This is a genomic window from Paraburkholderia sp. BL17N1 (assembly GCF_003634175.1).
GTDB lineage: Bacteria > Pseudomonadota > Gammaproteobacteria > Burkholderiales > Burkholderiaceae > Paraburkholderia.
Genome location: NZ_RBIW01000001.1, coordinates 1,816,918 through 1,843,753, shown reverse-complemented (window position 1 = coordinate 1,843,753; position 26,836 = coordinate 1,816,918). Strand labels below are relative to the sequence as shown.

General features: G+C 63.5%; 25 protein-coding genes. 16 read left to right on the top strand and 9 right to left on the bottom strand.

The genetic code is table 11. The features are described 5' to 3' along the window. Positions 1-149 precede the first annotated feature (149 nt). The 6 genes from trpE (at position 150) to B0G82_RS08210 (ending at position 5,732) form a co-directional block, all read left to right on the top strand. On the top strand, positions 150-1,643 hold the full coding sequence (trpE, locus tag B0G82_RS08235) for an anthranilate synthase component I (RefSeq protein WP_106284240.1): 1,494 nt from the start codon (positions 150-152) through the stop codon (positions 1,641-1,643). Between the two features lie 13 nt (positions 1,644-1,656). After that, on the top strand, positions 1,657-2,259 hold the full coding sequence (locus B0G82_RS08230) for an aminodeoxychorismate/anthranilate synthase component II (protein ID WP_116118356.1): 603 nt from the start codon (positions 1,657-1,659) through the stop codon (positions 2,257-2,259). 17 nt (positions 2,260-2,276) lie between these two features. Next, positions 2,277-3,308, top strand: coding sequence for an anthranilate phosphoribosyltransferase (gene trpD, locus B0G82_RS08225; RefSeq protein WP_106284259.1), 1,032 nt, complete (start codon positions 2,277-2,279; stop codon positions 3,306-3,308). A 30-nt stretch (positions 3,309-3,338) separates the two neighbouring features. Next, positions 3,339-4,124 (top strand): indole-3-glycerol phosphate synthase TrpC, encoded by a 786-nt coding sequence (gene trpC / locus B0G82_RS08220; protein ID WP_121307121.1) that lies wholly within the window; start codon positions 3,339-3,341, stop codon positions 4,122-4,124. A gap of 46 nt (positions 4,125-4,170) precedes the next feature. Further along, positions 4,171-4,797: a CYTH domain-containing protein gene (locus B0G82_RS08215; RefSeq protein WP_116143940.1), complete on the top strand. Its 627-nt coding sequence runs from the start codon at positions 4,171-4,173 to the stop codon at positions 4,795-4,797. A gap of 89 nt (positions 4,798-4,886) precedes the next feature. Then, positions 4,887-5,732 carry a uracil-DNA glycosylase gene (locus B0G82_RS08210; RefSeq protein WP_121307120.1) on the top strand — a complete coding sequence of 282 codons (846 nt, stop codon included), beginning with the start codon at positions 4,887-4,889 and terminating at the stop codon, positions 5,730-5,732. A 127-nt stretch (positions 5,733-5,859) separates the two neighbouring features. Here the strand turns inward: B0G82_RS08210 and B0G82_RS08205 are convergent, their stop codons facing one another. From B0G82_RS08205 to B0G82_RS08185, 5 genes are all read right to left on the bottom strand, one after another. Further along, entirely contained in the window at positions 5,860-6,456 is a 597-nt protein-coding gene (locus tag B0G82_RS08205; RefSeq protein ID WP_106284235.1) for an NAD(P)H-dependent oxidoreductase, read from the bottom strand. Positions 6,457-6,611: 155 nt separating this feature from the next. Beyond that, positions 6,612-8,402, bottom strand: a complete 1,791-nt coding sequence (locus tag B0G82_RS08200) for a PDZ domain-containing protein (RefSeq protein WP_121307119.1) — start codon at positions 8,400-8,402, stop codon at positions 6,612-6,614. 94 nt (positions 8,403-8,496) lie between these two features. Beyond that, positions 8,497-9,222 carry a DsbC family protein gene (locus B0G82_RS08195; RefSeq protein ID WP_116148756.1) on the bottom strand — a complete coding sequence of 242 codons (726 nt, stop codon included), beginning with the start codon at positions 9,220-9,222 and terminating at the stop codon, positions 8,497-8,499. A 132-nt stretch (positions 9,223-9,354) separates the two neighbouring features. Continuing rightward, entirely contained in the window at positions 9,355-10,527 is a 1,173-nt protein-coding gene (locus B0G82_RS08190; protein ID WP_121307118.1) for a UbiH/UbiF family hydroxylase, read from the bottom strand. A 90-nt stretch (positions 10,528-10,617) separates the two neighbouring features. After that, positions 10,618-10,983, bottom strand: coding sequence for a hypothetical protein (locus B0G82_RS08185; protein ID WP_121307117.1), 366 nt, complete (start codon positions 10,981-10,983; stop codon positions 10,618-10,620). A 316-nt stretch (positions 10,984-11,299) separates the two neighbouring features. On the opposite strand from B0G82_RS08185, the gene ychF reads away from it, so the two are divergent. Further along, on the top strand, positions 11,300-12,394 hold the full coding sequence (ychF, locus tag B0G82_RS08180; RefSeq protein WP_012434458.1) for a redox-regulated ATPase YchF: 1,095 nt from the start codon (positions 11,300-11,302) through the stop codon (positions 12,392-12,394). A 102-nt stretch (positions 12,395-12,496) separates the two neighbouring features. Here the strand turns inward: ychF and B0G82_RS08175 are convergent, their stop codons facing one another. Further along, a complete protein-coding gene (locus B0G82_RS08175; protein ID WP_121307116.1) occupies positions 12,497-13,474 on the bottom strand; it encodes a glycerophosphodiester phosphodiesterase family protein in 978 nt (325 codons plus the stop codon). Positions 13,475-13,778: 304 nt separating this feature from the next. On the opposite strand from B0G82_RS08175, the gene ugpB reads away from it, so the two are divergent. The 7 genes from ugpB to B0G82_RS08140 all read left to right on the top strand — a co-directional run bounded on the left by ugpB (position 13,779) and on the right by B0G82_RS08140 (position 21,751). Next, positions 13,779-15,104, top strand: coding sequence for a sn-glycerol-3-phosphate ABC transporter substrate-binding protein UgpB (gene ugpB, locus B0G82_RS08170; RefSeq protein WP_106284231.1), 1,326 nt, complete (start codon positions 13,779-13,781; stop codon positions 15,102-15,104). Between the two features lie 71 nt (positions 15,105-15,175). Next, positions 15,176-16,060 (top strand): sn-glycerol-3-phosphate ABC transporter permease UgpA, encoded by an 885-nt coding sequence (gene ugpA, locus B0G82_RS08165; protein WP_012434461.1) that lies wholly within the window; start codon positions 15,176-15,178, stop codon positions 16,058-16,060. Then, positions 16,057-16,902 carry a sn-glycerol-3-phosphate ABC transporter permease UgpE gene (gene ugpE / locus B0G82_RS08160; RefSeq protein WP_116143922.1) on the top strand — a complete coding sequence of 282 codons (846 nt, stop codon included), beginning with the start codon at positions 16,057-16,059 and terminating at the stop codon, positions 16,900-16,902. The genes ugpA and ugpE overlap by 4 nt, the downstream gene beginning before the upstream one ends. Positions 16,903-16,985: 83 nt before the next feature. Then, positions 16,986-18,074 (top strand): sn-glycerol-3-phosphate import ATP-binding protein UgpC, encoded by a 1,089-nt coding sequence (locus B0G82_RS08155; protein ID WP_116143921.1) that lies wholly within the window; start codon positions 16,986-16,988, stop codon positions 18,072-18,074. A gap of 49 nt (positions 18,075-18,123) precedes the next feature. Further along, positions 18,124-18,423 (top strand): DUF3761 domain-containing protein, encoded by a 300-nt coding sequence (locus tag B0G82_RS08150; protein WP_116143920.1) that lies wholly within the window; start codon positions 18,124-18,126, stop codon positions 18,421-18,423. 233 nt (positions 18,424-18,656) lie between these two features. Beyond that, positions 18,657-20,321, top strand: coding sequence for an energy-dependent translational throttle protein EttA (ettA, locus tag B0G82_RS08145; RefSeq protein ID WP_116143919.1), 1,665 nt, complete (start codon positions 18,657-18,659; stop codon positions 20,319-20,321). 308 nt (positions 20,322-20,629) lie between these two features. Beyond that, positions 20,630-21,751 (top strand): DUF748 domain-containing protein, encoded by a 1,122-nt coding sequence (locus B0G82_RS08140; protein WP_121307115.1) that lies wholly within the window; start codon positions 20,630-20,632, stop codon positions 21,749-21,751. Positions 21,752-21,772: 21 nt separating this feature from the next. Here the strand turns inward: B0G82_RS08140 and B0G82_RS08135 are convergent, their stop codons facing one another. From B0G82_RS08135 to B0G82_RS08125, 3 genes are read right to left on the bottom strand one after another with little or no spacing between them, the layout of a single operon-like run. Further along, on the bottom strand, positions 21,773-22,396 hold the full coding sequence (locus tag B0G82_RS08135; RefSeq protein WP_121307114.1) for an HAD family phosphatase: 624 nt from the start codon (positions 22,394-22,396) through the stop codon (positions 21,773-21,775). A 31-nt stretch (positions 22,397-22,427) separates the two neighbouring features. After that, entirely contained in the window at positions 22,428-24,242 is a 1,815-nt protein-coding gene (locus B0G82_RS08130) for an aminopeptidase P family protein (RefSeq protein WP_116143916.1), read from the bottom strand. A gap of 19 nt (positions 24,243-24,261) precedes the next feature. Continuing rightward, positions 24,262-24,516: a hypothetical protein gene (locus B0G82_RS08125; protein WP_121307113.1), complete on the bottom strand. Its 255-nt coding sequence runs from the start codon at positions 24,514-24,516 to the stop codon at positions 24,262-24,264. Positions 24,517-24,720: 204 nt separating this feature from the next. On the opposite strand from B0G82_RS08125, the gene B0G82_RS08120 reads away from it, so the two are divergent. Next, positions 24,721-25,431 carry a response regulator transcription factor gene (locus B0G82_RS08120; protein WP_121307112.1) on the top strand — a complete coding sequence of 237 codons (711 nt, stop codon included), beginning with the start codon at positions 24,721-24,723 and terminating at the stop codon, positions 25,429-25,431. A gap of 63 nt (positions 25,432-25,494) precedes the next feature. Continuing rightward, positions 25,495-26,781, top strand: coding sequence for a glutamyl-tRNA reductase (gene hemA / locus B0G82_RS08115; RefSeq protein ID WP_106284222.1), 1,287 nt, complete (start codon positions 25,495-25,497; stop codon positions 26,779-26,781). Positions 26,782-26,836: the final 55 nt, after the last annotated feature.

Below are 26,836 nucleotides of genomic sequence, written 5' to 3'. Positions count from 1 at the left end.
GTGCGCTGAAATCCCTTGCACGCGTCGATGGGAAACTCGCGCCGGTCGGTATCATCGTATCGACACGTCGAACGAACACCTGACCGGCCGCGCAATGACCCGCTTTGTCCGACGCACGCTGCCGCCGGATCACCGTACAGGATCGGAACATGACCGAACTCGAATTCCAGTCCCTCGCCAATGAGGGCTTCAACCGCATTCCGCTGATCGCCGAAGCGCTCGCCGACCTCGAAACGCCGCTCTCGCTGTACCTGAAACTCGCGCAGAGCGAGCGCAACGGCGCCAACTCGTTCCTGCTGGAATCGGTGGTGGGCGGCGAACGGTTCGGCCGCTATTCGTTCATCGGCCTGCCGGCGCGCACGCTGCTGCGCACCCGCAACGGCGTGTCCGAAGTGGTGCGCGACGGCAAGGTCGTCGAGACGCACGAGGGTGACCCGCTCGAATTCATCCAGCAATTCCAGGGCCGCTTCAAAGTGGCGCAGCGCCCCGGCTTGCCGCGCTTCGCGGGCGGTCTGGCCGGTTATTTCGGCTACGACGCAGTGCGCTACATCGAGAAGAAGCTTGCGCACACAGCGCCGAAAGACGATCTGAATCTGCCTGACATCCAGTTGCTTCTGACTGAAGAAGTCGCGGTGATCGACAACCTCGCGGGCAAGCTCTACCTCGTGGTCTACGCCGACCCGACGCAGCCCGAGGCCTACACAAAAGCGAAGCAACGTCTGCGCGAACTGCGCCAGCGTTTGCGCACGACCGTGCAACCGCCGGTCACGTCGGCGAGCGTACGCACCGAGACCTACCGTGAGTTCGCCAAAGACGATTACCTGACGGCCGTGCGCAAGGCGAAGGAATATATCGCCGCCGGCGAGCTGATGCAGGTGCAGGTCGGCCAGCGCCTGATCAAGCCGTACCGCGACAATCCGCTCTCGCTGTATCGCGCGCTGCGCTCGCTGAATCCGTCGCCGTATATGTATTTCTACAACTTCGGCGACTTCCACGTGGTCGGTGCATCGCCGGAAATCCTCGTGCGCCAGGAAAAACGTGGCGAGGATCGCATCGTTACCATCCGGCCGCTCGCCGGCACGCGGCCACGCGGCAATACGCCGGAACGCGACGCGGAACTCGCCACCGAGCTGCTGAACGACCCGAAGGAAATCGCCGAACACGTCATGTTGATCGACCTCGCGCGCAACGACGTCGGCCGCATCGCGCAGATCGGCTCAGTGGTCGTCACCGACAAGATGGTGATCGAAAAGTACTCGCACGTGCAGCACATCGTGAGTTCGGTCGAAGGCAAGCTGAAGCCCGGCACAACGAATTTCGACGTGCTGCGCGCCACCTTCCCGGCCGGCACGTTGTCGGGCGCGCCGAAAGTCCGCGCGATGGAACTGATCGACGAACTGGAGCCGGTGAAGCGCGGCCTGTATGGCGGTGCGGTCGGCTATCTGTCGTTCACGGGTGAAATGGATCTGGCCATCACGATCCGCACCGGCGTGATCGCGAACGGCAATCTGTATGTGCAGGCGGCAGCGGGTGTAGTCGCGGATTCGGTGCCGGAATCCGAATGGCAAGAGACCGAGAACAAGGCGCGCGCCGTGCTGCGCGCCGCGGAACAAGTGCAAGACGGCCTCGATAGCGACTTCTGACCGGAGACACACCATGCTGCTCATGATCGACAACTACGACTCGTTCACCTACAACCTGGTGCAGTACTTCGGCGAACTCGGCGAAGACGTGCGCACCTATCGGAACGACGAAATCACGCTGGACGAAATCGCGAAACTCAACCCGGAGCGCATCTGCCTGTCGCCCGGGCCGAGCAATCCGCAACACGCCGGCATCACGCTCGACGTGCTGCGCGAATTCAGCGGCAAGACGCCGATTCTCGGCGTCTGTCTCGGCCATCAGGCAATCGGCGAGGCCTTCGGCGGACGCGTGGTGCGCGCGCAAACCATCATGCACGGCAAGGTCAGCACGATCGAGACCGACTGCAAGGGCGTGTTCGCCGACCTGCCGAAGCATTTCGTCGTGACCCGCTATCACTCGCTTGCGATCGAACGCGAATCGCTGCCCGACTGCCTCGAAGTGTCCGCATGGACCGAAGACGGCGAGATCATGGGCGTGCGTCACAAGGAACTGGCGGTCGAAGGCGTGCAGTTCCACCCTGAATCGATCCTGTCCGAACACGGCCACGCGCTGCTCGAAAACTTCGTCAAGCAATCGAAGCTCGCCGGTGCGCCAACGTCCAATCGCAACGCTTGATGAAAAGAGACGACATCATGACGATTACGCCCCAGGAAGCGCTGCAACGGACCATCGAGCACCGCGAGATTTTCCACGACGAAATGCTGCACTTGATGCGGCTCATCATGCGCGGCGAACTCTCGCCCGTCATGGCGGCCGCAATCATCACCGGCTTGCGCGTCAAAAAAGAGACCATCGGCGAAATCACCGCCGCCGCCACGGTGATGCGTGAATTTGCCCGGCACGTCGAGGTGCAGGACAACTCGAACTTCGTCGATATCGTCGGCACCGGCGGCGACGGTTCGCATACCTTCAACATATCCACGGCAACCATGTTCGTGTCGGCCGCGGCCGGCGCCAAGGTCGCGAAGCACGGCGGCCGCGGCGTGTCGAGCAAGTCGGGCAGCGCGGACGTCCTCGAAGCGCTCGGCGTGAATATCGATCTGCAGCCGGAACAGGTGGCGGCGTCGATTGCGGAAACCGGCATGGGCTTCATGTTCGCGCCGAACCATCATCCGGCCATGAAGAACATTGCGCCGGTGCGCCGCGAACTCGGCGTGCGGACCATCTTCAACATTCTCGGGCCGCTGACCAATCCGGCCGGCGCACCCAATCAGTTGATGGGCGTGTTCCACGGCGATCTGGTCGGCATTCAGGTGCGCGTGATGCAGCGTCTCGGCGCGAAGCACGTGCTGGTGGTGTACGGTATGGACGGCATGGACGAGGTCTCGCTTGGCGCGGCGACGCAAGTCGGCGAGTTGCGCGACGGCCAGATTTACGAGTACGAGATCCATCCGGAAGACTTCGGCATGCAGATGGTGTCGAATCGCACGCTCAAAGTGGCCGACGCCACCGAATCGAAAGCAATGCTGCTCGACGCGCTCGACAACAAGCCGGGCGTGGCTCGAGAGATCGTCACGCTGAACGCGGGCACGGCCCTGTATTCGGCGAACGTGGCTTCGTCGATTGCGGACGGCATTCAGTTGGCGCGCGAAGCGATCGCGAGCGGCAAGGCGCGAGCCAAGGTCGACGAACTGGTTCGCTTCACCCAGCAATTCAAGCAGTGATCAAGTAGCAATCAACGTAGCGAGACACTTATGAGCGACATCCTCGACCGTATCATCGCGGTCAAACGCGAAGAAGTCCGCGCGGCCGAACAGAGCGCGCCGCTCGAAGAGCTGCGCCTCGAAGCGTCGTCGCGCGACATTCGCGACTTCGTCGGCGCATTGCGCGCGAAACACACGGCAGGCCTTGCCGCCGTGATCTCCGAAGTCAAGAAAGCGAGCCCGTCGAAAGGCGTGTTGCGCGAACACTTCGTGCCGGCCGATATCGCGCGCTCTTACGAAAAGCACGGCGCGGCCTGCCTGTCCGTACTGACCGACGTGCAGTTCTTTCAAGGCAGCGTCGCGTATTTGGAGCAAGCGCGCGCGGCCTGCAATTTGCCGGTGCTGCGCAAGGACTTCATCGTCGATCCTTACCAGATCGTCGAAGCGCGCGCGATGGGCGCCGACGCGATCCTGCTGATCGCCGCCGCGCTCGAAACGTCGCAGATGCAGGACCTGGAAGCGCTCGCGCATTCGCTCGGGCTCGCCGTGCTGGTCGAAGTGCACGATCAAGACGAACTGATGGAATCGCTCAAGCTGAAAACGCCGCTGATCGGCATCAACAACCGCAATCTGCGCACCTTCGAGACCTCGATCGAAACGACAATCGGCATGCTCGAATCGATTCCGGACGACCGCATCGTCGTCACGGAGTCGGGCATTCTGTCGCGCGCCGATGTGGAGCGCCTGCGCGCAATGGACGTGCATACGTTCCTCGTCGGCGAGGCGTTCATGCGCGCGGACGAGCCGGGCGTGGAGCTTGCCCGGATGTTTTTCTGAGCGCGCTGTCGGCATACGGCACGCGGCGTACGTAGCGGAGCAGATCATGGGCATGGAACGCGAAATCAAACTGGCGCTGCCGCCCGCCCAGGTGCAAGCGGCGACGCAGTGGTTCGCCACCCGCACGGGCGCGGCGGGTCGTCCGGTCAAGCTGGTGAATATTTACTTCGACACGCCGCAACTGACGCTCGCGAATTCGAAAAGCGCCTTGCGTTTGCGGCAGACGCCGGACGGGTGGCTGCAAACCTTCAAGACGGTGGGCAACGCCAAAGATGGTTTGCACAACCGGCACGAATGGGAAATGCCGGTGGCGGGCGAAAAGCTGGAGATCGACGCGCTGCTGCGCGAGTGCGACGAGCCGTCCGCTGCGGATGCTTTGCGTCAGGCAGCGCCTGAGCTGACCGAACTGTTCCGCACGAATTTCACCCGGACGCTGTGGCGTGTCGAAGTGGACGGCTCGGACATCGAAGCGGCCATCGATCAGGGCGACGTGTTCGCCAAAGTCGACGCAGAAACGCGCCGCGCGCCGATCTCGGAAGTCGAACTCGAACTGAAGTCCGGTGACGAAGCGGCGCTTCACACGCTTGCAGCGGAGCTCGGCAAACAGATAGCCGGCCTCGCGCCGGACAATATCAGCAAGGCGCAGCGCGGTTATAAGTTGCGGGCCGGCTGAGGCACAGCACGGAAAGCTACCGGGCAAACGCGACAAGCCGCGCCGCCCCACCTTGAGCAACGCCGCGTTTGCTGCGACACTTCCCCGCCATGACCTCTGCTTCCCGAACCCGCTCCAATCCGTCGCAGGCCTCGCTGTTCGGCGACGCCGCCTCCGCACCCGCCAAGGCTGCCAAGACGAGCACCCAGCCGCAGCAATCCGGCGCAAGCGCGCCCCCGCCGACGCTCGAAGCGCAATTCGACGCCCTGCCGCCCGCATGGCGCGCGCATCTCAAACCGTTCATCGAATGCGACGCCTATGCGCCGCTCTGCCGTTTCGTCGATGGTGAGCGCGCTGCCGGCAAAACCGTCTATCCCGCCGACGTGTTCCGCGCGCTGCGCCTGACCAGTCCGGAAGACGTCAAAGTCGTCATCCTCGGCCAAGACCCGTATCACGGCGAAGACCGGGGCACGCCGCAAGCGCACGGACTCGCGTTCTCCGTGGCGCCGAACGTGCGCACGCCGCCGTCGTTGCGCAATATTTTCAAGGAAATCGCCGCGAGCCTCGGCCACGAGACGCCGCGTCACGGCTGTCTCGACACATGGGCGAAGCAAGGGGTGCTGCTGCTGAACACCGTGCTGACCGTCGAGCGTGACTCCGCCGCCAGCCACGCGAAACGCGGCTGGGAAAAATGCACCGACACGTTGATCCATGAACTGGCCATGCGTCATGACGGCCTCGTGTTCATGCTGTGGGGTGCGCATGCGCAAGCCAAGCGCGCGCTGCTCGGCGGCAAGTCACATTGCGTGCTGGAAGCGCCGCATCCGTCGCCGCTGTCGGCGCATCGCGGTTTTCTCGGCTGCGGGCATTTCGCGAAGGCCAACGACTATCTCGCGCAGCAAGGTCGTGAACCGATCGATTGGCGCCTGCCCGACGAAGCGCAAATGCTGGCGTAAACCGCCGGCAATAGCCAGCGAGCGTGACACCGCCGCCGTGCCTCAAAGCAAAAACGCCACGGACCTAAAGATCCGTGGCGTTTTTTTCCGGCAGTCTGTTCACCGCATCGAAGCGGCGCAGCCAACCTTACGCAGCAGCAATCGCTTCACGTGCCGAGGCCAACGCAGCACCGGCAGCGTCCGGGCCCATGTTCAGGCCTTCGGCGTAGATGAAGTTCACGTCGGTCATGCCGAGGAAGCCGAGGAAGCTCTTCAGGTACGGCGTCTGGCTGTCGTTCGGCGTGCCCAGATACTTGCCGCCGCGTGCCGACACGACGTAGACCTTCTTGCCCTTCACGAGACCTTCCGGACCATTCGCCGTGTACGCAAACGTGATGCCGGCACGGGCGATGAAGTCGAAGTACGTCTTGAGTTGCGACGAGATGCCGAAGTTGTACATCGGCGCGCCGATCACAACGATGTCAGCGGCTTGCAGTTCGGCGATCAGCGCGTCGCTGCGCGCAGCGATCGCGGCTTGCTCAGCCGTGCGTTGCTCGGCCGGCGTGAAGAACGCGCCGAGGACGGCGTCGTCCAGGTGGGGCAGCGGCTCAGCTTGCAGATTGCGGACGACGACTTGCGCGCCCGGATTCGATTGTTGCAGCTTGGCGGTCAGTTCGTTGACGAGCAGCGTCGAGTTTGCGCCTTGCGAACGGGCTGCCGAGTTGATTTGCAGGATCGTGGTCATGGTTGACTCCAGTTGGGGGCGCGCAGTGTTGCGCGAATGGAGCCATTGTGGTTTTTTGCCGAACCTGGAACAAGCCGTCCGGCGGCGACGGATTGTTGCACTGGTAGAACAATCCGCCTGATCAGGCCGTCCATTGGCGACGGCCCCGACGACGATCAGCTGGCCAGCCAGCGCTCGCGTGCCTTACGCGCGGCGGGCCGCTTGTCGCTGGCGGTGAGCTTGTAGCGTGTCACTTCAGGCCCGTCCAGCTTGACTTGCGTGGTGCGCAACTCGTCGCGGCGGAACGCGTGAACCTCGACTTTCGCGCCCGGCTGATAGCGCGCGAGCAGCCCGTCAAGATTCGAGCCGGTTACGCGCAGGCCGTCGAGCGCGATCAGCACGTCGCCCGCCGAGAGTCCTGCTTTTTGCGCGGCGCTGTCGTCATGAACCGCCGCCAGCGTGCAATCGGCGCCACCGCGCACGCGCGCGCCGAGCGTCGGCTTGCCGTTTTTGTCCAATTCGGGCGCGATGTCGACGCCGAACGGCGCGAGCAGCGTGTCGAGGGGCAGATCGCGCGTGCCGTGCACGGCTTCGGCGAACAACTCGGCCAGTTTCGCGCCGGTTGCTTCGGCGAAAAGCGCCTCGATCTCGCCTTCGTCGACGCCAACCGGCTTGCCGCGATAAAAATCACGGCCGAAGCGCTGCCACAGCAAACGCATCACGTCGTCGAGCGATTTGCGGTTGTTGGTCTGCGCGCGGATCGTCAGATCGAACGCGAGCGCGACGAGCGAGCCCTTGGTGTAATAGCTGACGATCGCGTTCGGCGCGTTCTCGTCCTGCCGGTAGTACTTGACCCACGCGTCGAACGAGCTTTCGGCGACGGTCTGCTTGAGACGCCCACTGCCGCGCTGCACGCCGCCGATCACCTTGCCGAGCATGCCAAAATAGTCGTCCTGCGAGATGAGGCCGCTGCGCACGAGGATCAGGTCGTCGTAGTAAGAGGTGAAGCCCTCGAACAGCCACAGCAGCGACGTGTAGTTTTCGACGCTGAGATCGTACGGTGCGAACACAGCCGGCTTGATGCGCTTCACGTTCCAGGTGTGGAAATACTCGTGGCTGCACAAGCCTAGATAGGTTCGATAGCCTTCAGTGAGCGCCTCACGGCCTTCCACCGGCAGATCGCCGCGATTGCAGATCAGCGCGGTCGAAGCGCGGTGTTCAAGGCCGCCGTAACCATCGGTGACGGCCTGGGTCATGAACACGTAGCGATCCACCGGCGCTTTCTTCGACTTCGGCTCGAACAACGCGATCTGCGCTTCGCAAATGCGCTTCAGGTCGGCGGACAGACGCGCCATGTCGAGCCCGATCACGCGCCCGGCGATCACGATGTCGTGCGGCACGCCATGCGCCTTGAACGTCGCCAGTGCGAATTCACCGAGCGTGACCGGATGATCGATCAGTTCGTCGTAGTTCTGCGCGCGATACTCGCCGAAGCCATACCGCTTCGTGCCGCGCACTTCCGGCAGCGCGGTCGCGACACGCCAGTTGCGGTACGCCGCGCCCTCGGGCTTCTGAATATCGACCACGCACTGCGCCTCTTCGTGGCCGAGCGGCGAGAGAAACACGCTCGTGCCGTTGAAAAAGCCCGTCGTATCGTCGAGATGCGCGGCGCGCACCGACAGATCCCACGCATAGACCTCGTAGCGCAGCGTCAGCGCGCCTTTGACCGGCGCGGCTTGCCACGTGTGCTTGTCGGTCTTTTCGACGCGCACTTTGCGGCCCGCCTCGTTGACCGCGCGGAGCGTCACGATATTGCGGGCGAACTCGCGCACCATGTAGCTGCCCGGAATCCATACCGGCAGCATGAAACGCTGCCCAGCCGGATCAGGATCGGCGACGGTCACGGTGACTTCGAACAGGTGGGCGGCAGGCTGCTTGGGAACGATGGTGTAGCGGATCGGCTTCATCGGCGGTAATTAGGAGAGGTCAGGCGGGGATGTTCGGGCTCGATGTGAAAGGAGGCGCACGACGCGCCTCCTTTGCTTGATGTTTTACGCGTGCTCAGTGCACCGCGGACATTTCTTTATCCAGCCGGTCTGCCGGCACGGCGCCCGGCAGACGGCGGCCGTCGGCGAGAAACACCGTGGGCGTGCCGTCGACGTTCATGGCGTGGCCGAGCGCCAGGTTCTTGTCGATCGCGGCGGTGTCGCAGGTGCCGGCGGCGGTGGGCGCCTGGTGATCCTGCATCCACGACTCCCAGGCTTTCGCGCGATCCGTCGAGCACCAGATCGACTTCGACTTCGCCGTCGAATCCGGCGACAGCACCGGGTACAGGAAAGTGTAGACCGTCACGTTGTCGATCGACTTGAGCGACGTTTCGAGCTGCTTGCAGTACGGACAATTCGGATCGGAGAACACGGCGATCTTGCGCGCGCCGTTGCCCTTCACGACCTTCACCGCGTTGCCGAACGGCAGGCTCGCGAAGTCGATGCGGTTGGTTTCGGCCAGACGTGCTTCGGTCAGATTCTTGCGGGTCTTGGCGTCCACCATGTCGCCGAGCAGCAGGTATTCGCCGTTCGCGTCGCTATAGACGATCTGCGTGCCGAGGTTCACTTCGTACAGACCAGCAATCGGCGACTTCGTCACGCTCTTGATCGACACGTCGGCGAGACGCGTTTGCAGCGTGGCTTTGAGCTTGTCCGTGGTCTGGTCGGCCTGAGCGGAGCAGCCGATGGTGACGGCAGCAATGGCGAGCACGGCGGCTGCCATGCGGAAAGTTTTTTTCATGCTGAATTCCTGGTTCAATCGCGCGCAATGCGCGGGCAGTGCTCGTTTCCTGACGCTCCCGGTCTGACCGGAACGGCGTCCACCCGTTCATGATACCTGTCTCGCCGGCCGCGGCATGCCCGGCCGGATGCTTCAACCCAGCGCGGCCGACACCAGCCAGCGCTTGATGAACGGCTGCGCGCCGACAAACGCCATGCCGGTGTTACGCAACACCTTGGCAAACGGACCGGGGACGGAGAAGAGTTTTTGCAGGCCGTCGGTGGCGATCATTAGCGCGCGGATGTCCTCGCGGCGCGAGCGTTCGTAGCGGCGCAGCAGCACCATGTCGCCGAGATCGCGGAACGACTCCTTGCCGGCGACGGTGTCGGCGAGCGCAGCAACGTCGCGCAAGCCGAGGTTCATGCCCTGCCCGGCCAGCGGATGAATCAGATGCGCGGCGTCGCCGACCAGCGCGACGCGCGGCGCCACCAGCCGGTCGACCGTTTGCAGCGCGAGCGGGAAGCCTTGCGCCGGCGTCACGCAATCGAGCGCGCCGAACTGGCCGCCGGTCACGCGTTCCACTTCAGCGGCGAGTTGCGCCGGATCGAGCGCGATCAACTGCTGGGCGTGCTCCGTGCGCGCCGACCAGACCAGCGAGACGTGACCGTCCGGCATGGGCAGCAGCGCGATGATCTCGCCGTCCTTGAACCATTGGTAGGCGGTTTCGCTGTGCGGTTTTTCCGCCTTGAAATTGGCGACCACGCCGGTTTGCTTGTAGTCGCGCCGGTCCATTTTCGAGCCGATTTGCGCGCGCACCCACGAATGTGCGCCGTCCGCGCCGACCACCAGATCGGCGTCGAGCACATTGCCGTTGGCGAGGCCGACGCTTGCGCTGTCCGCCGTGAAGTCGAGCGCCTGAGCACGCGTGTCGATCCAGGTGAGGCTCGGCTGGAAGCGCAGCGCCGCATCCAGCGCACGTTCGATCACCGACGATTCGACGATCCACGCCAGCTGCGGCACCGAAGCCTGGAACGCGGAGAAATGCAGTTCGGCGTGCGCGTCGCCGTAAACGCGCATGTCATACACCGGCCCAAGCCGCGTCAGATCGAGCGCCTGCCACACCCGCAACCGCTCCAGCAAAGCCTGGGAACTCGACGACAGCGCGTAGACGCGCGAGTCGAAGGCAGCGCCGGCGGGCAGCGCCGCGCACGGTTGCGCGAGCAGCGCCACGCGCAGTCCGCCTTGCGTCAGCGCCAGCGCCGCGGTCTTGCCGACGAGCCCGCCGCCGATCACGGCGGCATCAAAGGTCTGGTGGTGTGCGTTCATCCGCGCATTATAGCCGTGGGGGTTGCCGGGGACGGATCGATGCAGGCGGCTTTCGCGCACGCCTTTGCGCCCGAACAACCGCGCCGCGGCTCACTGGTGACCGGCCGCCGCCAATGCCGCGTTGGCTTCGCGCAGCCGCGTGAATGCGCGGTCGGAAGACAGCAGCCGCCACGCGCTCGCCTCGAGGTCGCCCTTGCGCTCCCGCTGATCGCCGCGCACGGCGCAGTCCGGGAAGATGCGGTCGTACACGCGCCAGAGCGAATCGAAGTCGTTGGTATCGGCGAACTGCGCGATCTGTTTTTTATCGTCGAGCGTTAAGTGGCTTGAGAGACAGTTGACCGTTTGCCGGTCGGAGTTCGCCTGAGCGTCGTCGAAGTTCGGCGACACCCATGACGCAATCGCGCTGCCCACCGCGACGACAGCCACACCCGTTAAGACCCACCGTATTGTTCTCATTTTTTCCTCGGATTCGGGCTCTAGCGGCCCTGAACTGGCGATTCTACAGTGCGCCCGAGAAAACCTTACCTGAACCTTGCAATCGCGGACCGAGCGGCGAGCACCGCTTTCCCGCAGCCGCGTCGGTGAGCCGATCCGAACGGGTTACAATTGCGCTTTCCGTGAAAACTCGCACCCGGTCGTCGAGCAACGCCCCGATCCGGTGTCTTGTCCCGCTCCGCTGCACTGGTCCGCCACGCCACCCGCGAAGGCTTCTCGAATCCTGCACACAGCGTCGAGCGCATCACGCAACTTACTGATTCACTGAAGGATTTCCATGAGCCTCAAATGCGGCATCGTCGGCCTGCCTAACGTCGGCAAGTCCACCCTGTTCAATGCGCTGACCAAGGCGGGCATCGCCGCCGAAAACTATCCGTTCTGCACGATCGAGCCGAACGTCGGCATCGTCGAGGTGCCGGACGCGCGGCTGAAGGCGCTCGCTGAAATCGTCAAGCCGGAGCGCATCCTGCCGGCCGTGGTGGAATTCGTCGACATCGCCGGTCTCGTGGCAGGCGCAAGCAAGGGCGAAGGTCTGGGCAACCAGTTTCTCGCCAACATCCGCGAAACCGATGCGATCACGCACGTGGTGCGCTGCTTCGAAGACGAGAACGTGATTCACGTCGCGAACAAGATCGATCCGCTGTCGGATATCGAAGTGATCAACACCGAACTGGCGCTGGCCGACCTCGCGACTGTCGAAAAGGCGCTGGCGCGCTATTCGAAGGCGGCCAAGTCGGGTAACGACAAGGAAGCCATCAAGAACGCGGCCGTGCTGGAGAAGGTGCGCGCGCAGCTCGACCAGGCCAAGCCGGTCCGGGCGCTCGACCTGTCGGACGAAGAAAAGGCAACGCTCAAGCCGTTCTGCCTGATCACCGCCAAGCCGACCATGTACGTGGCCAACGTGAAGGAAGACGGCTTCGAGAACAATCCGCATCTGGACGCAGTCGCGAAGCACGCTGCGGCGGAAAATGCGCCGGTCGTGGCCGTTTGCGCCGCGATCGAAGCGGAAATCGCCGACCTCGACGAAGCCGACATGGAAGTGTTTCTCGCCGACATGGGCATGGAAGAGCCGGGCCTGAACCGCGTGATCCGCGCCGGCTTCAAGTTGCTGGGTCTGCAAACCTACTTCACGGCCGGCGTGAAGGAAGTGCGCGCATGGACGATCCATATCGGCGATACCGCGCCGCAGGCTGCGGGCGCGATTCACACGGACTTCGAACGCGGCTTCATTCGCGCGCAGACGATCGCGTACAACGACTACATCACCTATAAGGGTGAGCAAGGCGCGAAGGAAGCGGGCAAGATGCGCGCGGAAGGCAAGGAATACGTCGTGCATGATGGCGACGTGATGAACTTCCTGTTCAACGTCTGAGCTTCGCCTTCCGCTTCGGCGTGCGGCGACGGGTGCAAACCTGAGCGCCGCCACCCGCAGCAAGTGATTTCAAGAGAGCCCGTTCATCGAAGCGGGCTTTTTTTATCGCTCACTCCTTGCCTTGGAACGCGCACAACGCAACGGCAACGCAATACCCTCCCTAATGGCCGCCATTTTCTCCGGTGAATCCGCGAGCACCGCATCGATGCCGAGGCACGCCGCCATACGGTAATCGTCCGCCTCGTTCACCGCAATCGCGACGATCCGCACGTCCGGCTTCTGCCGGAAACAAGCGACAGTTGCAGGCGTCCACAGCGTAGCCTGCACGTCCGAGCGCCCCTCCCCCAGCGTGAACTTCTCCACCACCGTCAGCGCGCGATGCAGCTCGAACGCGGTCATGGCGTGTTCGGCCGGCGCGTCCACGCAGCCCTGATTCAGCAAGACTCGCACAAGCCGCCCACGCGTCGCATCGCGCGATTCGAACAGCTTCGCTTGTGGATACGCGGCAAAGCTTCGTTGATAATCCGCTTCGGTCGAATAAATCGACACACGCTGCCACGCCTTTTCTTCATCGAGCACGCGCACGACGGCTTGCGTCTGCGGCCCGGCGGGCAGCGCTTTCATATCGAGGATGACCGGCATGGTCGCAGGCATGGCATGCAGCGCCTCACGCAACGTCGGAATTCCCACAGGATGATCGCGGTATGGATATGCCTCGCTGCGGAGGAAGTTCCAACCGGCATTGACGCGAGCGAGTTCGGCCGCGGTGTAGGCAGCCACCGGACCTCTCGCGTCCGTCAATGCCGACAGATCCGCCGGCCGATACAAAACCGGCACGCCGTCCTTGCTCAACTGCACGGTGAGCCACATGGCGTCGGCGTGATGCTCGACCGACAGGCGGATCGCTTCGAGCGTGTTCTCTGGCGCGTCGCCCGTGCCGCCGCGATGCGCGATGATCGCCGGCAAAGAGTTCACCTGCTTGACGGCATCGTTGTTCGTGACCGGCGTGAACGCACACCCCGCCAAAGTGAGGGCCATCATCCAGCCACCTGTTGCCGACCGCACTGAGTAACCCAGCATCTGCAATCCTGATTATCGGACACCGTGATGTGACGCACCCGAATCGCCACGCGCGACTCAAACCCGCGTCCATCATGCCCTCTCGCAAACGGCCGCGTCCAGCCGGCACCTCGGGCTTTGCCTTCGCGCAAACTTCACCTTCAGACGCCGACTGTTTCCGTTTTATGACACCGATGTTAAATTGCGGCATTCGGCGCCCGTCAAAAATGGTGCACCGTGCCCGGCAACCGTCGCCGGACTGTCATCGAACACAAATAGAATCGCGCGATTCGCATTCGCGCCCGTTCCGACTGGAGACAAATCGATGAGTTTGAAGCCGCTAATCCGTTCGCTTTCCCTTGCCGCCGTATTGAGCGCCGGCCTTAGCCAGGCGGCCCATGCCGCGACTGAAATTCAGTTCTGGCACGGCATGGAAGCCGCATTGGGCGAACGGCTGAACGACATCGCCAACGCGTTCAACGCATCGCAAAGCGACTACAAGATCGTGCCGGTCTTCAAGGGCACCTACGATCAGACGCTCGCCGCCGGCATCGCCGCGTATCGCAGCGGCAATGCGCCGGCCATTCTGCAGGTCTACGAAGTCGGCACCGCCACCATGATGCAGGCGAAGAAGGCGGTGATCCCCGTCTCGGAAGTGTTCAAGCAAGCCGGCGTGCCGCTCGATGAGAAGGCCTTCGTGCCGACCATCGCCAGCTATTACAGCGACGCCAAAACCGGCGAGCTGATCTCGATGCCGTTCAATAGCTCGACGCCGGTGCTGTACTACAACAAGGACGCCTTCAAGAAAGCCGGCCTCGATCCGAACCAGCCGCCGAAAACCTGGGCCGAACTGCAGGCCGACGCGCAGAAGCTGAAGGCGTCGGGCATGGCGTGCGGTTATTCGTCGGGCTGGCAGAGCTGGATTCAACTCGAGAACTACAGCGCGTGGCACGGCGCACCGTTCGCGTCGAAGAACAATGGCTTCGACGGCCCGGACGCGCAACTGGAATTCAACAAGCCGCTGCAGGTCGCGCACATCCAGTTCCTGCAGAACATGCAGAAGGACGGCACGTTCACCTACGTCGGCCGCAAGGACGAACCGGTATCGAAGTTCTATAGCGGCGACTGCGGGATCATCACCAACTCGTCGGGGTCGCTCGCCACGATCAAGAAGTACGCGAAGTTCAACTTCGGCACCGGCATGATGCCGTACGACGCCAGCGTGAAGGGCGCGCCGCAGAACGCGATCATCGGCGGAGCGAGCCTGTGGGTCCTGTCGGGCAAGGATCCTGCCGTGTATAAGGGCGTGGCGAAATTTCTCTCGTATCTGTCGTCGGCGCCGGTTGCGGCCAAGTGGCATCAGGACACCGGCTATCTGCCGGTCACCACGGCGGCGTATCAACTGACGCAGCAGCAAGGCTTCTACGAGAAGAATCCGGGCAGCGACACCGCCATCAAGCAGATGCTCAACAAGCCGCCTCTGCCGTACACCAAGGGCTTGCGTCTGGGCAACATGCCGCAGATCCGCACGGTCATCGACGAAGAACTCGAGCAGGTCTGGGCACAGAAGAAGACGCCGCAACAGGCGCTCGACGCGGCTGTGTCGCGCGGCGACGAACTGCTGCGCCGCTTCGAGAAAGCCGGCAACTAAGCGGTCGTCGGCGGGGTTTCGGTGCGCCCGCACCGAAACCCGTGCTTGCAGCAGAACCTTGGAAATCATCGATGGAAAAGCGCTCCAGCTTCGGCACCAGCCTGCTGCCCTACCTGCTCGTCGCGCCGCAACTGGCGATCACGTTGCTGTTTTTTCTGTGGCCGGCCGGTGAGGCGCTCTGGCAATCCACGCAAAGCCAGGATGCGTTCGGCACGTCGAGCGAGTTCGTCGGACTGGCCAATTTCAAGCAACTCTTCGCCGATCCGCTCTACCTGTCGTCGTTCTATACGACGCTGATCTTCTGCGCGCTGGTCACCGTGTCGGGACTTGTGATCTCGCTGCTGCTCGCGGTCTGCGCGGATCGCGTAACGCGCGGCGCCAAGACCTATCAGACGCTGCTGATCTGGCCGTACGCGGTTGCGCCCGCGATCGCGGCGGTGTTGTGGTCGTTCCTGTTCAACCCGAGCATCGGCCTCGTCACCTATGCGCTGGCCAAATACGGCATCGTGTGGAATCACGCGCTGAACGCGGGTCAGGCGATGTTCCTGGTCGTGCTGGCGTCCGTCTGGAAACAGGTCAGCTATAACTTTCTGTTCTTCTACGCGGGCTTGCAGGCAATTCCGCGCTCGCTTATCGAAGCAGCGGCGATCGACGGCGCCGGTCCCGTGCGGCGCTTTTTCGGCATCGCACTGCCGCTCCTGTCGCCGACCAGTTTCTTCCTGCTGGTGATCAACATCACGTACGCCTTCTTCGACACTTTCCCTGTAATCGATGCGGCCACCGGCGGCGGCCCCGCGCAGGCAACCCGCACGCTGATCTACAAGATCTTCGCCGAAGGTTTTCAGGGGCTCGACATCGGCAGTTCCGGCGCGCAGTCGGTGATCCTGATGGTGATCGTCGTTGCGTTGACGGTCGTGCAATTCCGCTTCATCGAACGCAGGGTTCAATACTCATGATCGAGAACCGCCGCGGTTTCGACCTCTTCTGCCACGCCGTGTTGATTCTCGGCGTCGTGCTGGTGGTGTTTCCGGTGTACGTCGCGTTCTGCGCGGCGACCATGAGCGAGCACGAAGTGTTCAGCGTGCCGCTTTCGCTGGTGCCGAGCACGCATCTGTTCGAAAACATCGCGACCGTCTGGTCGCAAGGCAGCGGCAACGCGGCGGCGCCGTTCGGCCGCATGCTGTTCAACAGCCTCGTGATGGCGCTGGTGATTTCGATCGGCAAGATCGCCGTCTCCATGATCTCCGCGTACGCGATCGTGTTCTTCCGTTTTCCGTTGCGCAACCTCGCGTTCTGGCTGATCTTCATCACGCTGATGCTGCCGGTCGAAGTGCGGATCTTCCCAACCGTGCAAGTCGTGTCGTCGATGCATTTGAGCAATACGTATAGCGGTTTGACGTTGCCCCTGATCGCCTCGGCCACCGCGACATTCCTGTTCCGCCAGTTCTTCATGACGCTGCCGGACGAATTGATGGAAGCGGCGCGCATCGACGGCGCCGGCGCCATGCGGTTCTTCTGGGACGTCGTCTTGCCGCTGTCGAAAACGAACATGGCGGCTCTGTTCGTGATCACGTTCATTTACGGCTGGAACCAATACTTGTGGCCGATTCTGATCACGAGCCAGCAATCGCTGACCACGGCGGTGGTCGGCATCAAAAGCATGATCGCGTCGGGCGACACGGCGACCGAATGGCATCTCGTGATGACCGCGACGCTGCTCGCGATGCTGCCGCCGCTGGCAGTCGTGCTGACGATGCAACGCTGGTTCGTGCGCGGGCTCGTGGACGCGGAGAAGTAAGCGGCGCTTCACCGAGCATTCTTGATGCATTGGAATAGATAACACCGCGCGATCCGCGGCACGCAACGAGAGGCTAAAACGGCATGGCTGCGCTAACCCTGCAAGGCGTTAAAAAAACCTACGACGGAAAACAGTTCGTGCTGCACGGTATCGACGTGGACGTCGCCGACGGCGAGTTCGTCGTGATGGTCGGCCCGTCGGGTTGCGGCAAATCGACCTTGCTGCGGATGGTGGCGGGACTCGAACGCATCTCCGAGGGCAGCATTTCGATCGCCGGCAAAGTAGTCAATCAACTGGAGCCGAAGGATCGCAACATCGCGATGGTGTTCCAGAACTACGCGCTGTACCCGCATATGAGCGTCGCCGAAAACATGGGCTACGCGCTGAAGATCGCGGGCGTGGACCGCGCGCAGATTGCAAAGCGCGTGGACGCCGCCGCGCAGATTCTCGAACTCGAAGCGCTGTTGCAACGCAAGCCGCGCGAGTTGTCCGGCGGCCAGCGGCAACGCGTCGCGATGGGTCGCGCAATCGTGCGCGAGCCGGCCGTGTTTTTGTTCGACGAACCGCTGTCGAATCTCGACGCGCGCCTGCGCGTGCAGATGCGGCTCGAAATCCAGCGCTTGCATGCGCGGCTCGCCACGACGAGTCTGTACGTGACGCACGATCAGATCGAAGCGATGACATTGGCGCAGCGTGTGATCGTGATGAACAAGGGCCATGCCGAGCAGATCGGCGCACCGACCGAGGTGTATGAACGGCCTGCGACGGTGTTCGTGGCGAGCTTCATCGGCTCGCCGGGGATGAATCTGCTGGAAGGCCGCGTATCGGACGACGGCGCGTATTTCGAAGTGGCGGGCAATGGGCCGAAGCTGCCGCTGACCGACGTCGCGTCGATCGGCCAGGAAGTTGCCAAAGGACGCGAATGGACGCTTGGCATTCGTCCGGAGCACATGAGCCCCGGCCAGGCGGACGCGCCTCACGGAACGCTCACCGTCGACTCCTGCGAGTTGCTCGGCGCGGACAACCTCGCGCACGGCCGCTGGGGCAAGCACGACGTCACGGTGCGCCTGCCGCACGCGCATCGGCCCGCGGCGGGTGACGCGCTGCAGGTGGCGCTGCCCGCGCGGCATCTGCATTTCTTCGATCCGGCGAGCGGACGGCGCGCGAATTGAAACGCGGCAAAGCGCGTTGGAACTCAGAACAACAAGCGCAAGAAAGACAATGACACGCACGACCCACAAGAGCCTGCGCTCGTGCGCGGCGGTTGCCGCAGCGCTGCTGTTCAGCGCATCGTCCGCGTTCGCTTACGTAGCGCCGGGCACCACGCCCGACGAAGCAGACCTTAGCAACCACAACACCTACACCAATCGCGACGGCAGTACGGTGCACACGCCGGCCCGCTCGTTATCCGGCAAGGCGCCGGAAGGCGCAACCGCGCGCTGCCGCGATTCCACCTACAGCTTCAGCCGGCATCGCAGCGGCACCTGTTCGCGCCATGGCGGCGTGGCGGATTGGCTCTGAACACCCGAGCGAGGCCTGGCTGAACGGGTAGCCGCTGCCGCCCCGCGCTTGCGCCGAAGTACAATGCCACCTGAACCACCCGCCCGCGCGCGGGGCGTCGCGAAGTTCGACGCCGCGCTACATACCGCGCCGGCCGGCGCCGGGCGCTCCGCCCGGCCATAACACCGATTACCCGTCCACCCACGACCGCCCGCCCCCATGCGGCCGGTGTCGTCAACGTCTATTGCAAGCAAATGGCCCAATACGTCTTCACCATGAACCGGGTCGGCAAGATCGTGCCGCCCAAGCGTCAAATCCTGAAAGACATCTCGCTGTCGTTTTTCCCCGGCGCGAAGATCGGCCTGCTCGGCCTGAACGGCTCGGGCAAGTCGACGCTGATCCGCATCATGGCCGGTGTGGACAAAGACATCGAAGGCGAAGCCACGCCGATGCCGAACCTGAACATCGGCTATCTGCCGCAGGAACCGCAACTCGATCCGAACAAGACGGTGCGTGAAGCGGTCGAGGAAGGTCTCGGCGATGTCTTCGGCGCGCAAAAGAAACTCGACGAAATCTACGCGGCCTACGCCGAACCGGACGCCGACTTCGACGCGCTCGCCGCCGAACAGGCGAAGTACGAAGCGATCCTCGCCACCACCGACGGCAGCGCCGAGCAGCAGATCGAAATCGCCGCCGACGCGCTGCGCCTGCCGGCCTGGGACGCGAAAATCGAACATCTGTCGGGCGGCGAAAAGCGCCGCGTTGCGCTGTGCAAGCTGCTGCTCGAAAAGCCCGACATGCTGCTGCTCGACGAGCCGACCAACCACCTGGACGCGGAATCGGTCGACTGGCTCGAGCAGTTCCTCACGCGTTTCCCCGGCACCGTGGTCGCCGTGACTCACGATCGCTACTTCCTGGACAACGCCGCTGAGTGGATTCTCGAACTCGACCGCGGCCACGGCATTCCGTGGAAGGGCAACTACAGCAGCTGGCTCGACCAGAAGGAAGAACGCCTGAAGCAGGAAGAATCGTCGGAGTCGGCGCGTCAGAAGGCGATCAAGAAGGAACTGGAGTGGGTGCGCCAGAACCCGAAGGGCCGTCAGGCGAAGTCGAAGGCGCGTATTGCGCGCTTCGAGGAACTGAACAGCCAGGACTACCAGAAGCGCAACGAAACCTCGGAAATCTTCATCCCGGTCGGCGATCGCCTGGGCAATGAAGTGATCGAGTTCAAGAATGTCAGCAAGTCGTATGGCGACCGTCTGCTGCTCGACGACGTCAGCTTCAAGATTCCGGCGGGCGCGATCGTCGGCATCATCGGGCCGAACGGCGCCGGTAAGTCGACGCTGTTCCGCATGCTGACCGGCCGCGAACAACCGGACTCGGGCGAGATCGTGCAAGGCCCGACCGTCAAGCTCGCGTACGTGGATCAAAGCCGCGACGCGCTCGACGCCTCGAAGACCGTATTCGAGGAAATTTCCGGCGGCGCCGACGTGCTGACGGTTGGCAAGTACGAAACGCCGTCGCGTGCTTACATTGGCCGCTTCAACTTCAAGGGTGGCGATCAGCAAAAGATTGTCGGCAACCTGTCGGGCGGTGAGCGCGGCCGGCTGCATCTGGCGAAAACGCTGATCGCGGGCGGCAACGTCCTGCTGCTGGACGAACCGTCGAACGACCTCGACGTCGAAACGCTGCGCGCGCTCGAAGACGCCTTGCTCGAGTTCGCCGGCTCGGTGCTGGTGATCTCGCACGATCGCTGGTTCCTCGACCGGATCGCCACACACATCCTGGCGTTCGAAGGCGATTCGCAAATCACGTTCTTCGACGGCAACTACCAGGAATACGAAGCGGACAAGCGCGCGCGTCTGGGTGAAGAAGCTGCGCGTCCGAAGCGCCTACGTTACAAGCCGATCGCACGATAAGCCCGGATCGGGCGGCCTGCGCGTCGGATTTATTGACGCGTGCGCCGCCTAGATGCCCGTGTTTCAGGCGCTCGGACGACGTCACTTCGAAGTGCAACCTGGCTCACGGCGCAAACACGTCTGGGGCTTCACCCGTATGCGCGGCAGGGCACACGCATTGCTCGCGATGGCGTGATACACGTCATCGCGGCGGGATGCGTGTCGCGCGTTCCGCCTTGGACAAACACATCTGAGAGCGCGCGCCGCCCAGCAAGCGCACAGACCGATCACTGCCACACCGCGCGACAGGCGGAGACGAGGAGGCAAGCATGGCGATGTCGAAGGGCAAGCGCTGGGCCGTCGCCGCGGGCGGCGTGCTGCTGGTGCTGATCGTCGTCATGGTCGGCGCCTTGCAGTTCGCGCAACGCGAGGTCAAGGAGCGTGTGATCGCGGCGCTCGGTCCTTTGGGCAGCGCCGAAACTATCGAGGTCGGCCTCACTTCGGTTCATCTCACCAACGTTCTTCTCAAGGCGCCGCCCGGCTGGCCGGCCGGCGATCCGCTCCGGGCGGACGAAATTACACTCACACCCGACATTCGCGATCTGATCGCGCGGCGCATGCATATTCGCAGCGTGGTGGTACGCGGCTTCGACATCGCCGTGCTGCGCACGAAGGACGGCGCGATTCGCCTGATGCCGAATCTACGAGAAACGGTGAATCGATCCGACACCGAAGGCAGCGGCACGGCGACGTCCATTCCACGCGAAAAGCAGTTCGACCACGTCAGCTTCGAACGGGGCAACTTCCACTTCTACGACATGACAGTTGGCCCGCCGCCCTTCAAGGTGACGGTGAGCGATGCAAACGCGACCGTCGATAATCTGCGCCTGCCCGCGCTCACTGACCCGACCCATGTCAATGTCACGGGCTCCATCAAGGGCCCGCAGCATACGGGCACGGTGTCGTTCGGCGGCTGGATCAAGGTCGCCAGCAAGGATTCGCAGACTACGAGCAAGCTGCGCGGCGTCGATATCGTGATGCTCGACCCGTATCTGATCAAGAAAGCCGGCGCCAAGGCGCAAGTGGCGGGCGGCACGGTCGATCTGACAGTGGACTCGACGGTGAGCAACTATCAGTTGCACGCACCCGGCACGCTGACCATCCACAATCTGCAACTCGCCGACAGCGGCAGTCCGCTCGACACTTTCATGTCGATTCCGACCAAGGCTGCGGTCGCCGCGCTCAAGTCGCACAACGGCGACATCACGCTGCATTTCGTACTGGATGGGAATTTGCGCGACCCGAAATTCTCGGTGCAGGAGGGGCTGATAAAGCGCATCGGCAACGGCTTCGCCAAGGCGCTGGGTGTGAGCGTCGAAGACGTGGCAAAGGGCGCCGGCGAAACCGTGAAAGGCTTGGGTAACGCGTTGAAAAATCTGCTCGGCCAGTAGGCCGGGGCAGACGCCTCAGCCTTAAACCGGCAAGCCAAGCTCGCGCAGTTTCGCTTCGGTTCGCGCGGCGCTGGTGTGATGCACGCCATGCCAGCCGAGCGCTGTCGCGGCCTCGGCGTTCTTCAGGTTGTCGTCGATGAAGACGAGTTCGGCAGGCTCGATGCCGGGCAATTGCGCCTCGATCCGCTCGCGCATGGTCGCGAAAATGGCCGGATCGGGCTTCACCATCTTCACTCGCCCCGACACGACAATGTCGCGAAAGCGCCGCAACACCGGGTAATGCTCCCACGCATACGGAAAGGTTTCCGCCGACCAGTTGGTCAGCCCGAAAAGCGGCACTTCGGCCGCTTCGAGCTTTTCCATGATTGCCACGCCCTCTTCCAGCACACCGGCCACCATCTCGTGCCAGCGCTCGTAGAACGCGCGGATCAGCGCTTCGTGATCGGGAAACTTCGCCACCAGTTCGGCTGTGGCCTCGACGATCGGCTGGCCGCCGTCCTGACGGATCACCCAGTCCATCGAGCAGACGTGGGTCAGAAACCAGCGCCGCTCGGTTTCGTCAGGGATCAGTTCCCGATACAGATACTCGGGACTCCAGTCGATCAGCACGCCGCCGAAATCGAACACCACTGCCTTGATGGCCATGCACGCTCCGTAAGCTCGTTTCCGATTGCGATCAGATGGGTTGCGTGCGCAGCTCCAGCCACGCCTTGGCGTCGCCCGACACGTGCGGCGACAGCCGCGTGCGCACCGTCTCGTGATACGCGTTCAGCCACGCGCGCTCGTCCTCGCGCAGCAGCGACAGGTCTAGACAACGCGTATCAATCGGGCACAGCGTCAAAGTCTCGAACTTGAGGAAATCGCCGAACTCGGTTTCACCGGCCGGCACGTTCAGCACCAGATTCTCGATTCGCACGCCCCATTTGCCCGGACGGTAAATGCCCGGTTCGACCGAGGTAATCATGCCCTCTTCCATCGCCGTCCACGGTTCGGCCGGCGCGTAGTGCGAGATCACCTGCGGACCTTCGTGCACGTTCAGGAAATAGCCCACGCCGTGACCGGTGCCGTGGCCATAATCGGCGCCGACTTCCCAGATCGGCGCGCGGGCGATCGCGTCGAGCATCGGCGAACGGATGCCGCGCGGGAACTGCGCGCGCGAGAGCGCCATGGTGCCCTTCAGTACGATCGTGAAATCGCGCCGCTGCGCGTCGCCAGGGGTGCCGATCGGCACCACGCGCGTAATGTCGGTCGTGCCGCTCAGATACTGCGCGCCCGAATCGATCAGCAACAGGCCGTCGCCTTCGATCACCGAATGCGATTCCTCGGTGGCGCGGTAGTGCGGCATCGCGCCGTTCGCGTTGAAGCCGGCGATCGTCGCAAAGCTCAGCGACACGAAGCCCGGACGGCGCGCGCGAGCCGCCGTCAAACGTTCGTCGATGGTGAGTTCGGTGATCGTCTCGTTGCCGAGCGCGCCTTCGAACCACGCGAAAAATTCCGCCAGCGCCGCGCCGTCCTGTTCCATTGTCTCGCGCACATGCTCGGCTTCCGCCTCGGTCTTGCGCGATTTGAAGAAGGTGGACGGATTGACGGCCTCGACCACCGTGACCGTCGACGGCACCGATTGCAGCGAGCCGAACGTGATGCGGCGCGGGTCGATCAGCAGCGTGCTGCCGGCGGGCAGCGCGGCCAGTGCGTCCGCCGCCTTCGCATACGGCTCGACGCTGATGTTGTCTTTCGCGAGCGCGTCGGCTAGCGCCTGCGGCACCTTGCCGTCTGCGACGAACAGCGACGCGTGGTCGACACCGATCAGCGCATGCGCCACGAACACGGGGTTGTAGCTGACGTCGGCGCCGCGCAGATTCAGCAGCCACGCGAGATCGTCGAGCGTGGAGATGAAGTGCCATTGCGCGCCTTTGTCAGCCATCGCGCGGCGAATCTGCGCGAGCTTGTCCGACCGGGCGACGCTCGCGTGCGGCGCGGCGTGCTCGAACACGGCGGCCGCCGGCAGCGACGGACGCTGCGGCCAGATCGCGTCGAACAGATCGACGTCGGTGCGCAGCTGCACGCCGCGGGCGTTGAGAGCCTGGCTCAAGGCACGCGCCGCCGCCACGCCGAGCACGGCGCCATCCACACCGACCGTGGCGCCAGCCGGCACGTTCTGAGCGAGCCATTCGAAATGCGGCACGGTCTGCTGGCCGCCGGTCATTTTCATGAGCTGAACGCCGGTGCCGGCCAGTTGCGCATTGGCCTGTTCCCAATAGCGGCTGTCTGTCCAGACGCCGGCGAAGTCCGCGGTCACGACCAGCGTGCCGGCCGAGCCGGTGAAACCGGACAGCCACTGCCGGCCTTGCCAGCGCCCAGGCAGATACTCGGACAGATGCGGGTCGGCGGACGGCACCAGATAGGCGGCGACGCCTTCGCGCGCCATTGCGTTGCGCAAGGTGGCAAGCCGTTCGGGAATGGAGGAAGTTTCGGGGAGTCGGGCATTCATGGGAGTCACCTGCAAATATTCATCGACGGGAAAGCAAGCCGACCGTCACGGCAACGACGATCAACGCGACGCCGGTGCAGACCGGCCATTCGAGCGTATCGCCGTCATGGAAGAGACCAATCACGTTGCCGGCCATGTGCGCGACGGCCGCGCCCAGCACGCCGGCCAGCAGCGCCACCCACCACCGGGCGCGGCTCGCGCGTCGCAGCGGATGCAACCACCAGCCCGCGAGGCCAATCGCCGCCCCCAACACTACAAGGCCGGGCCACCCCATTAACGGCTGGCCTCGCGCAGTTTCGGATTCGTCTCATGGGCGCAAGGGGCCAACACAGCTAGCATTTTTGTCTCATTAACTATAGAAGTTCAGCACGGCGCTTTCCGCATAGCGGTTGAGTTTAGGGGTCGGGGTGATGTTAGGCAAGCTGTCAGCCTTACGGAAAAGCCTGGTCCCCGGTCATTGCCACGCTGAAAGCGCGTCATGCGAATTGCCCTTATCGAGCCGGACTTGCGGCATGCTGAACTGGTCGGCCGGTTGGTCTTCGCCGGCGGTCATCTGTGTCAGCACTTCATCGCGAGCGTGCCGTTTCTCAAGCACGCGAACGAAGAATTCTTCGACCTTCTCATCACCGAAAGCTGGGCCGGCGACCATTCCGCCGAAGATGTCATTGCGCGAGCCCGCGCCATCCTGCCGGGGTTGCCGGTGATCGTGCTGATGTCGGCGCCGCGCGAAAGTCAGATTGTCGCCGCGCTGCACGCCGGCGCCGACGACTGCCTGACCAAACCGGTCCGCGGCCCCGAGATGCTGGCCCGCGTCGATGCGCTGCTGCGCCGCGCCGGCTTGCGGCGCCCGCCCAACCGGCGGCGCGACATCATCGGCGAATATGCGTTCGATGCGGCGCAATTCGCCGTCACGTTCCGGAAGCAAACAGTTTTGCTGACGCCGAAGGAATTCCGCCTTGCGCTGCTGTTGTTCAGCAATCTCTCGCGGCCGGTGTCGCGAGCGCATATTCTTGAAAACGTCTGGACGCGCCGACGCGACGTAAGGTCGCGCACCGTGGACACGCACGCGTCGCGCGTGCGCAATAAATTGCAGCTTCATCCGGAACACGGCTATTGCCTGACGCCGCTTTACGGCTTCGGCTATCAACTCGACGCGATCCCCCTGGAGGCCGTTGTAAACGCGGAATAAGCCGCGCGCAATGTGGAAATCGTGGAAACGCTATAATATTGGGCTAAACCATAGCTCCCCCAAATGCAGCTTCTAACGATCGGAATCAATCACCACACTGCGCCTGTCGCCTTGCGCGAACGCGTGGCGTTTCCGCTCGAACAGATCAAGCCTGCTCTGGACACATTCAAGAGCATCTGGCTCGGCCCGTCGGCCCGCACGGCGCCTGAAGCGGCCATTCTCTCCACCTGCAATCGCACCGAGCTCTACTGCGCGACCGACGACCAGGCGGCGCGCGAAGCCGCGATCCAGTGGCTTTCCAAGTACCACAACCTGCCCATCGAGCAGCTCGCGCCGCACGTCTATGCGCTGCCGCAGTCGGAAGCCGTGCGCCACGCGTTTCGCGTCGCTTCCGGGCTGGATTCGATGGTGCTGGGTGAGACGCAAATCGTCGGACAAATGAAGGACGCGGTGCGTACCGCGTCCGAAGCGGGCGCGCTCGGCACCTATCTGAACCAGTTGTTCCAGCGCACCTTCGCCGTGGCGAAGGAAGTGCGTAGCACGACCGAAATCGGCGCGCAGTCGGTTTCCATGGCGGCCGCCGCGGTGCGCCTCGCCCAGCGGATTTTCGACAAGGTCTCGAACCAGCGCGTGCTGTTCATCGGCGCGGGCGAAATGATCGAGCTGTGCGCCACGCACTTCGCGGCGCAGCAGCCGCGTGAACTCGTGGTCGCGAATCGCACGGCCGAGCGCGGCACGCGTCTCGCCGAGCGTTTCAACGGCCGGGCCATTCCGCTGTCGGAACTGCCTTCGCGCATGCATGAGTTCGACATTATCGTGTCGTGCACGGCGTCCACCTTGCCGATCATCGGTTTGGGCGCGGTCGAGCGGGCAGTGAAAGCGCGTCGTCACCGGCCGATTTTCATGGTCGATCTGGCCGTTCCGCGCGATATCGAGCCCGAAGTCGGCAAGCTCGAAGACGTGTTCCTCTATACCGTCGACGACCTCGGCGCGATCGTCCGCGAAGGTAATGCGTCGCGGCAAGCGGCGGTGGCGCAAGCCGAAGCGATCATCGAAACGCGCGTGCAGAATTTCATGCAATGGCTGGATGCACGCAGCATCGTGCCGGTGATCCGCCATATGCACACGCAGGCCGACGTGCTGCGCCGCGCCGAAGTCGAACGCGCGCAGAAAATGCTCGCGCGCGGCGAAGATCCGGCCGCCGTGCTCGAAGCGCTGTCGCAATCGCTCACCAATAAACTGATCCACGGTCCTACGCACGCGCTCAATCGCGCGAGCAGCGAGAACCGCGACACGCTCATCGAACTCATGAGCGGTTTCTACAAACACTCCGGTTCCACGGAGCGTTAGCGGCGCAGCCACCGCCGCGCTGACCGGGCTACCCGCAAGTGGCCCGCGACGTGCT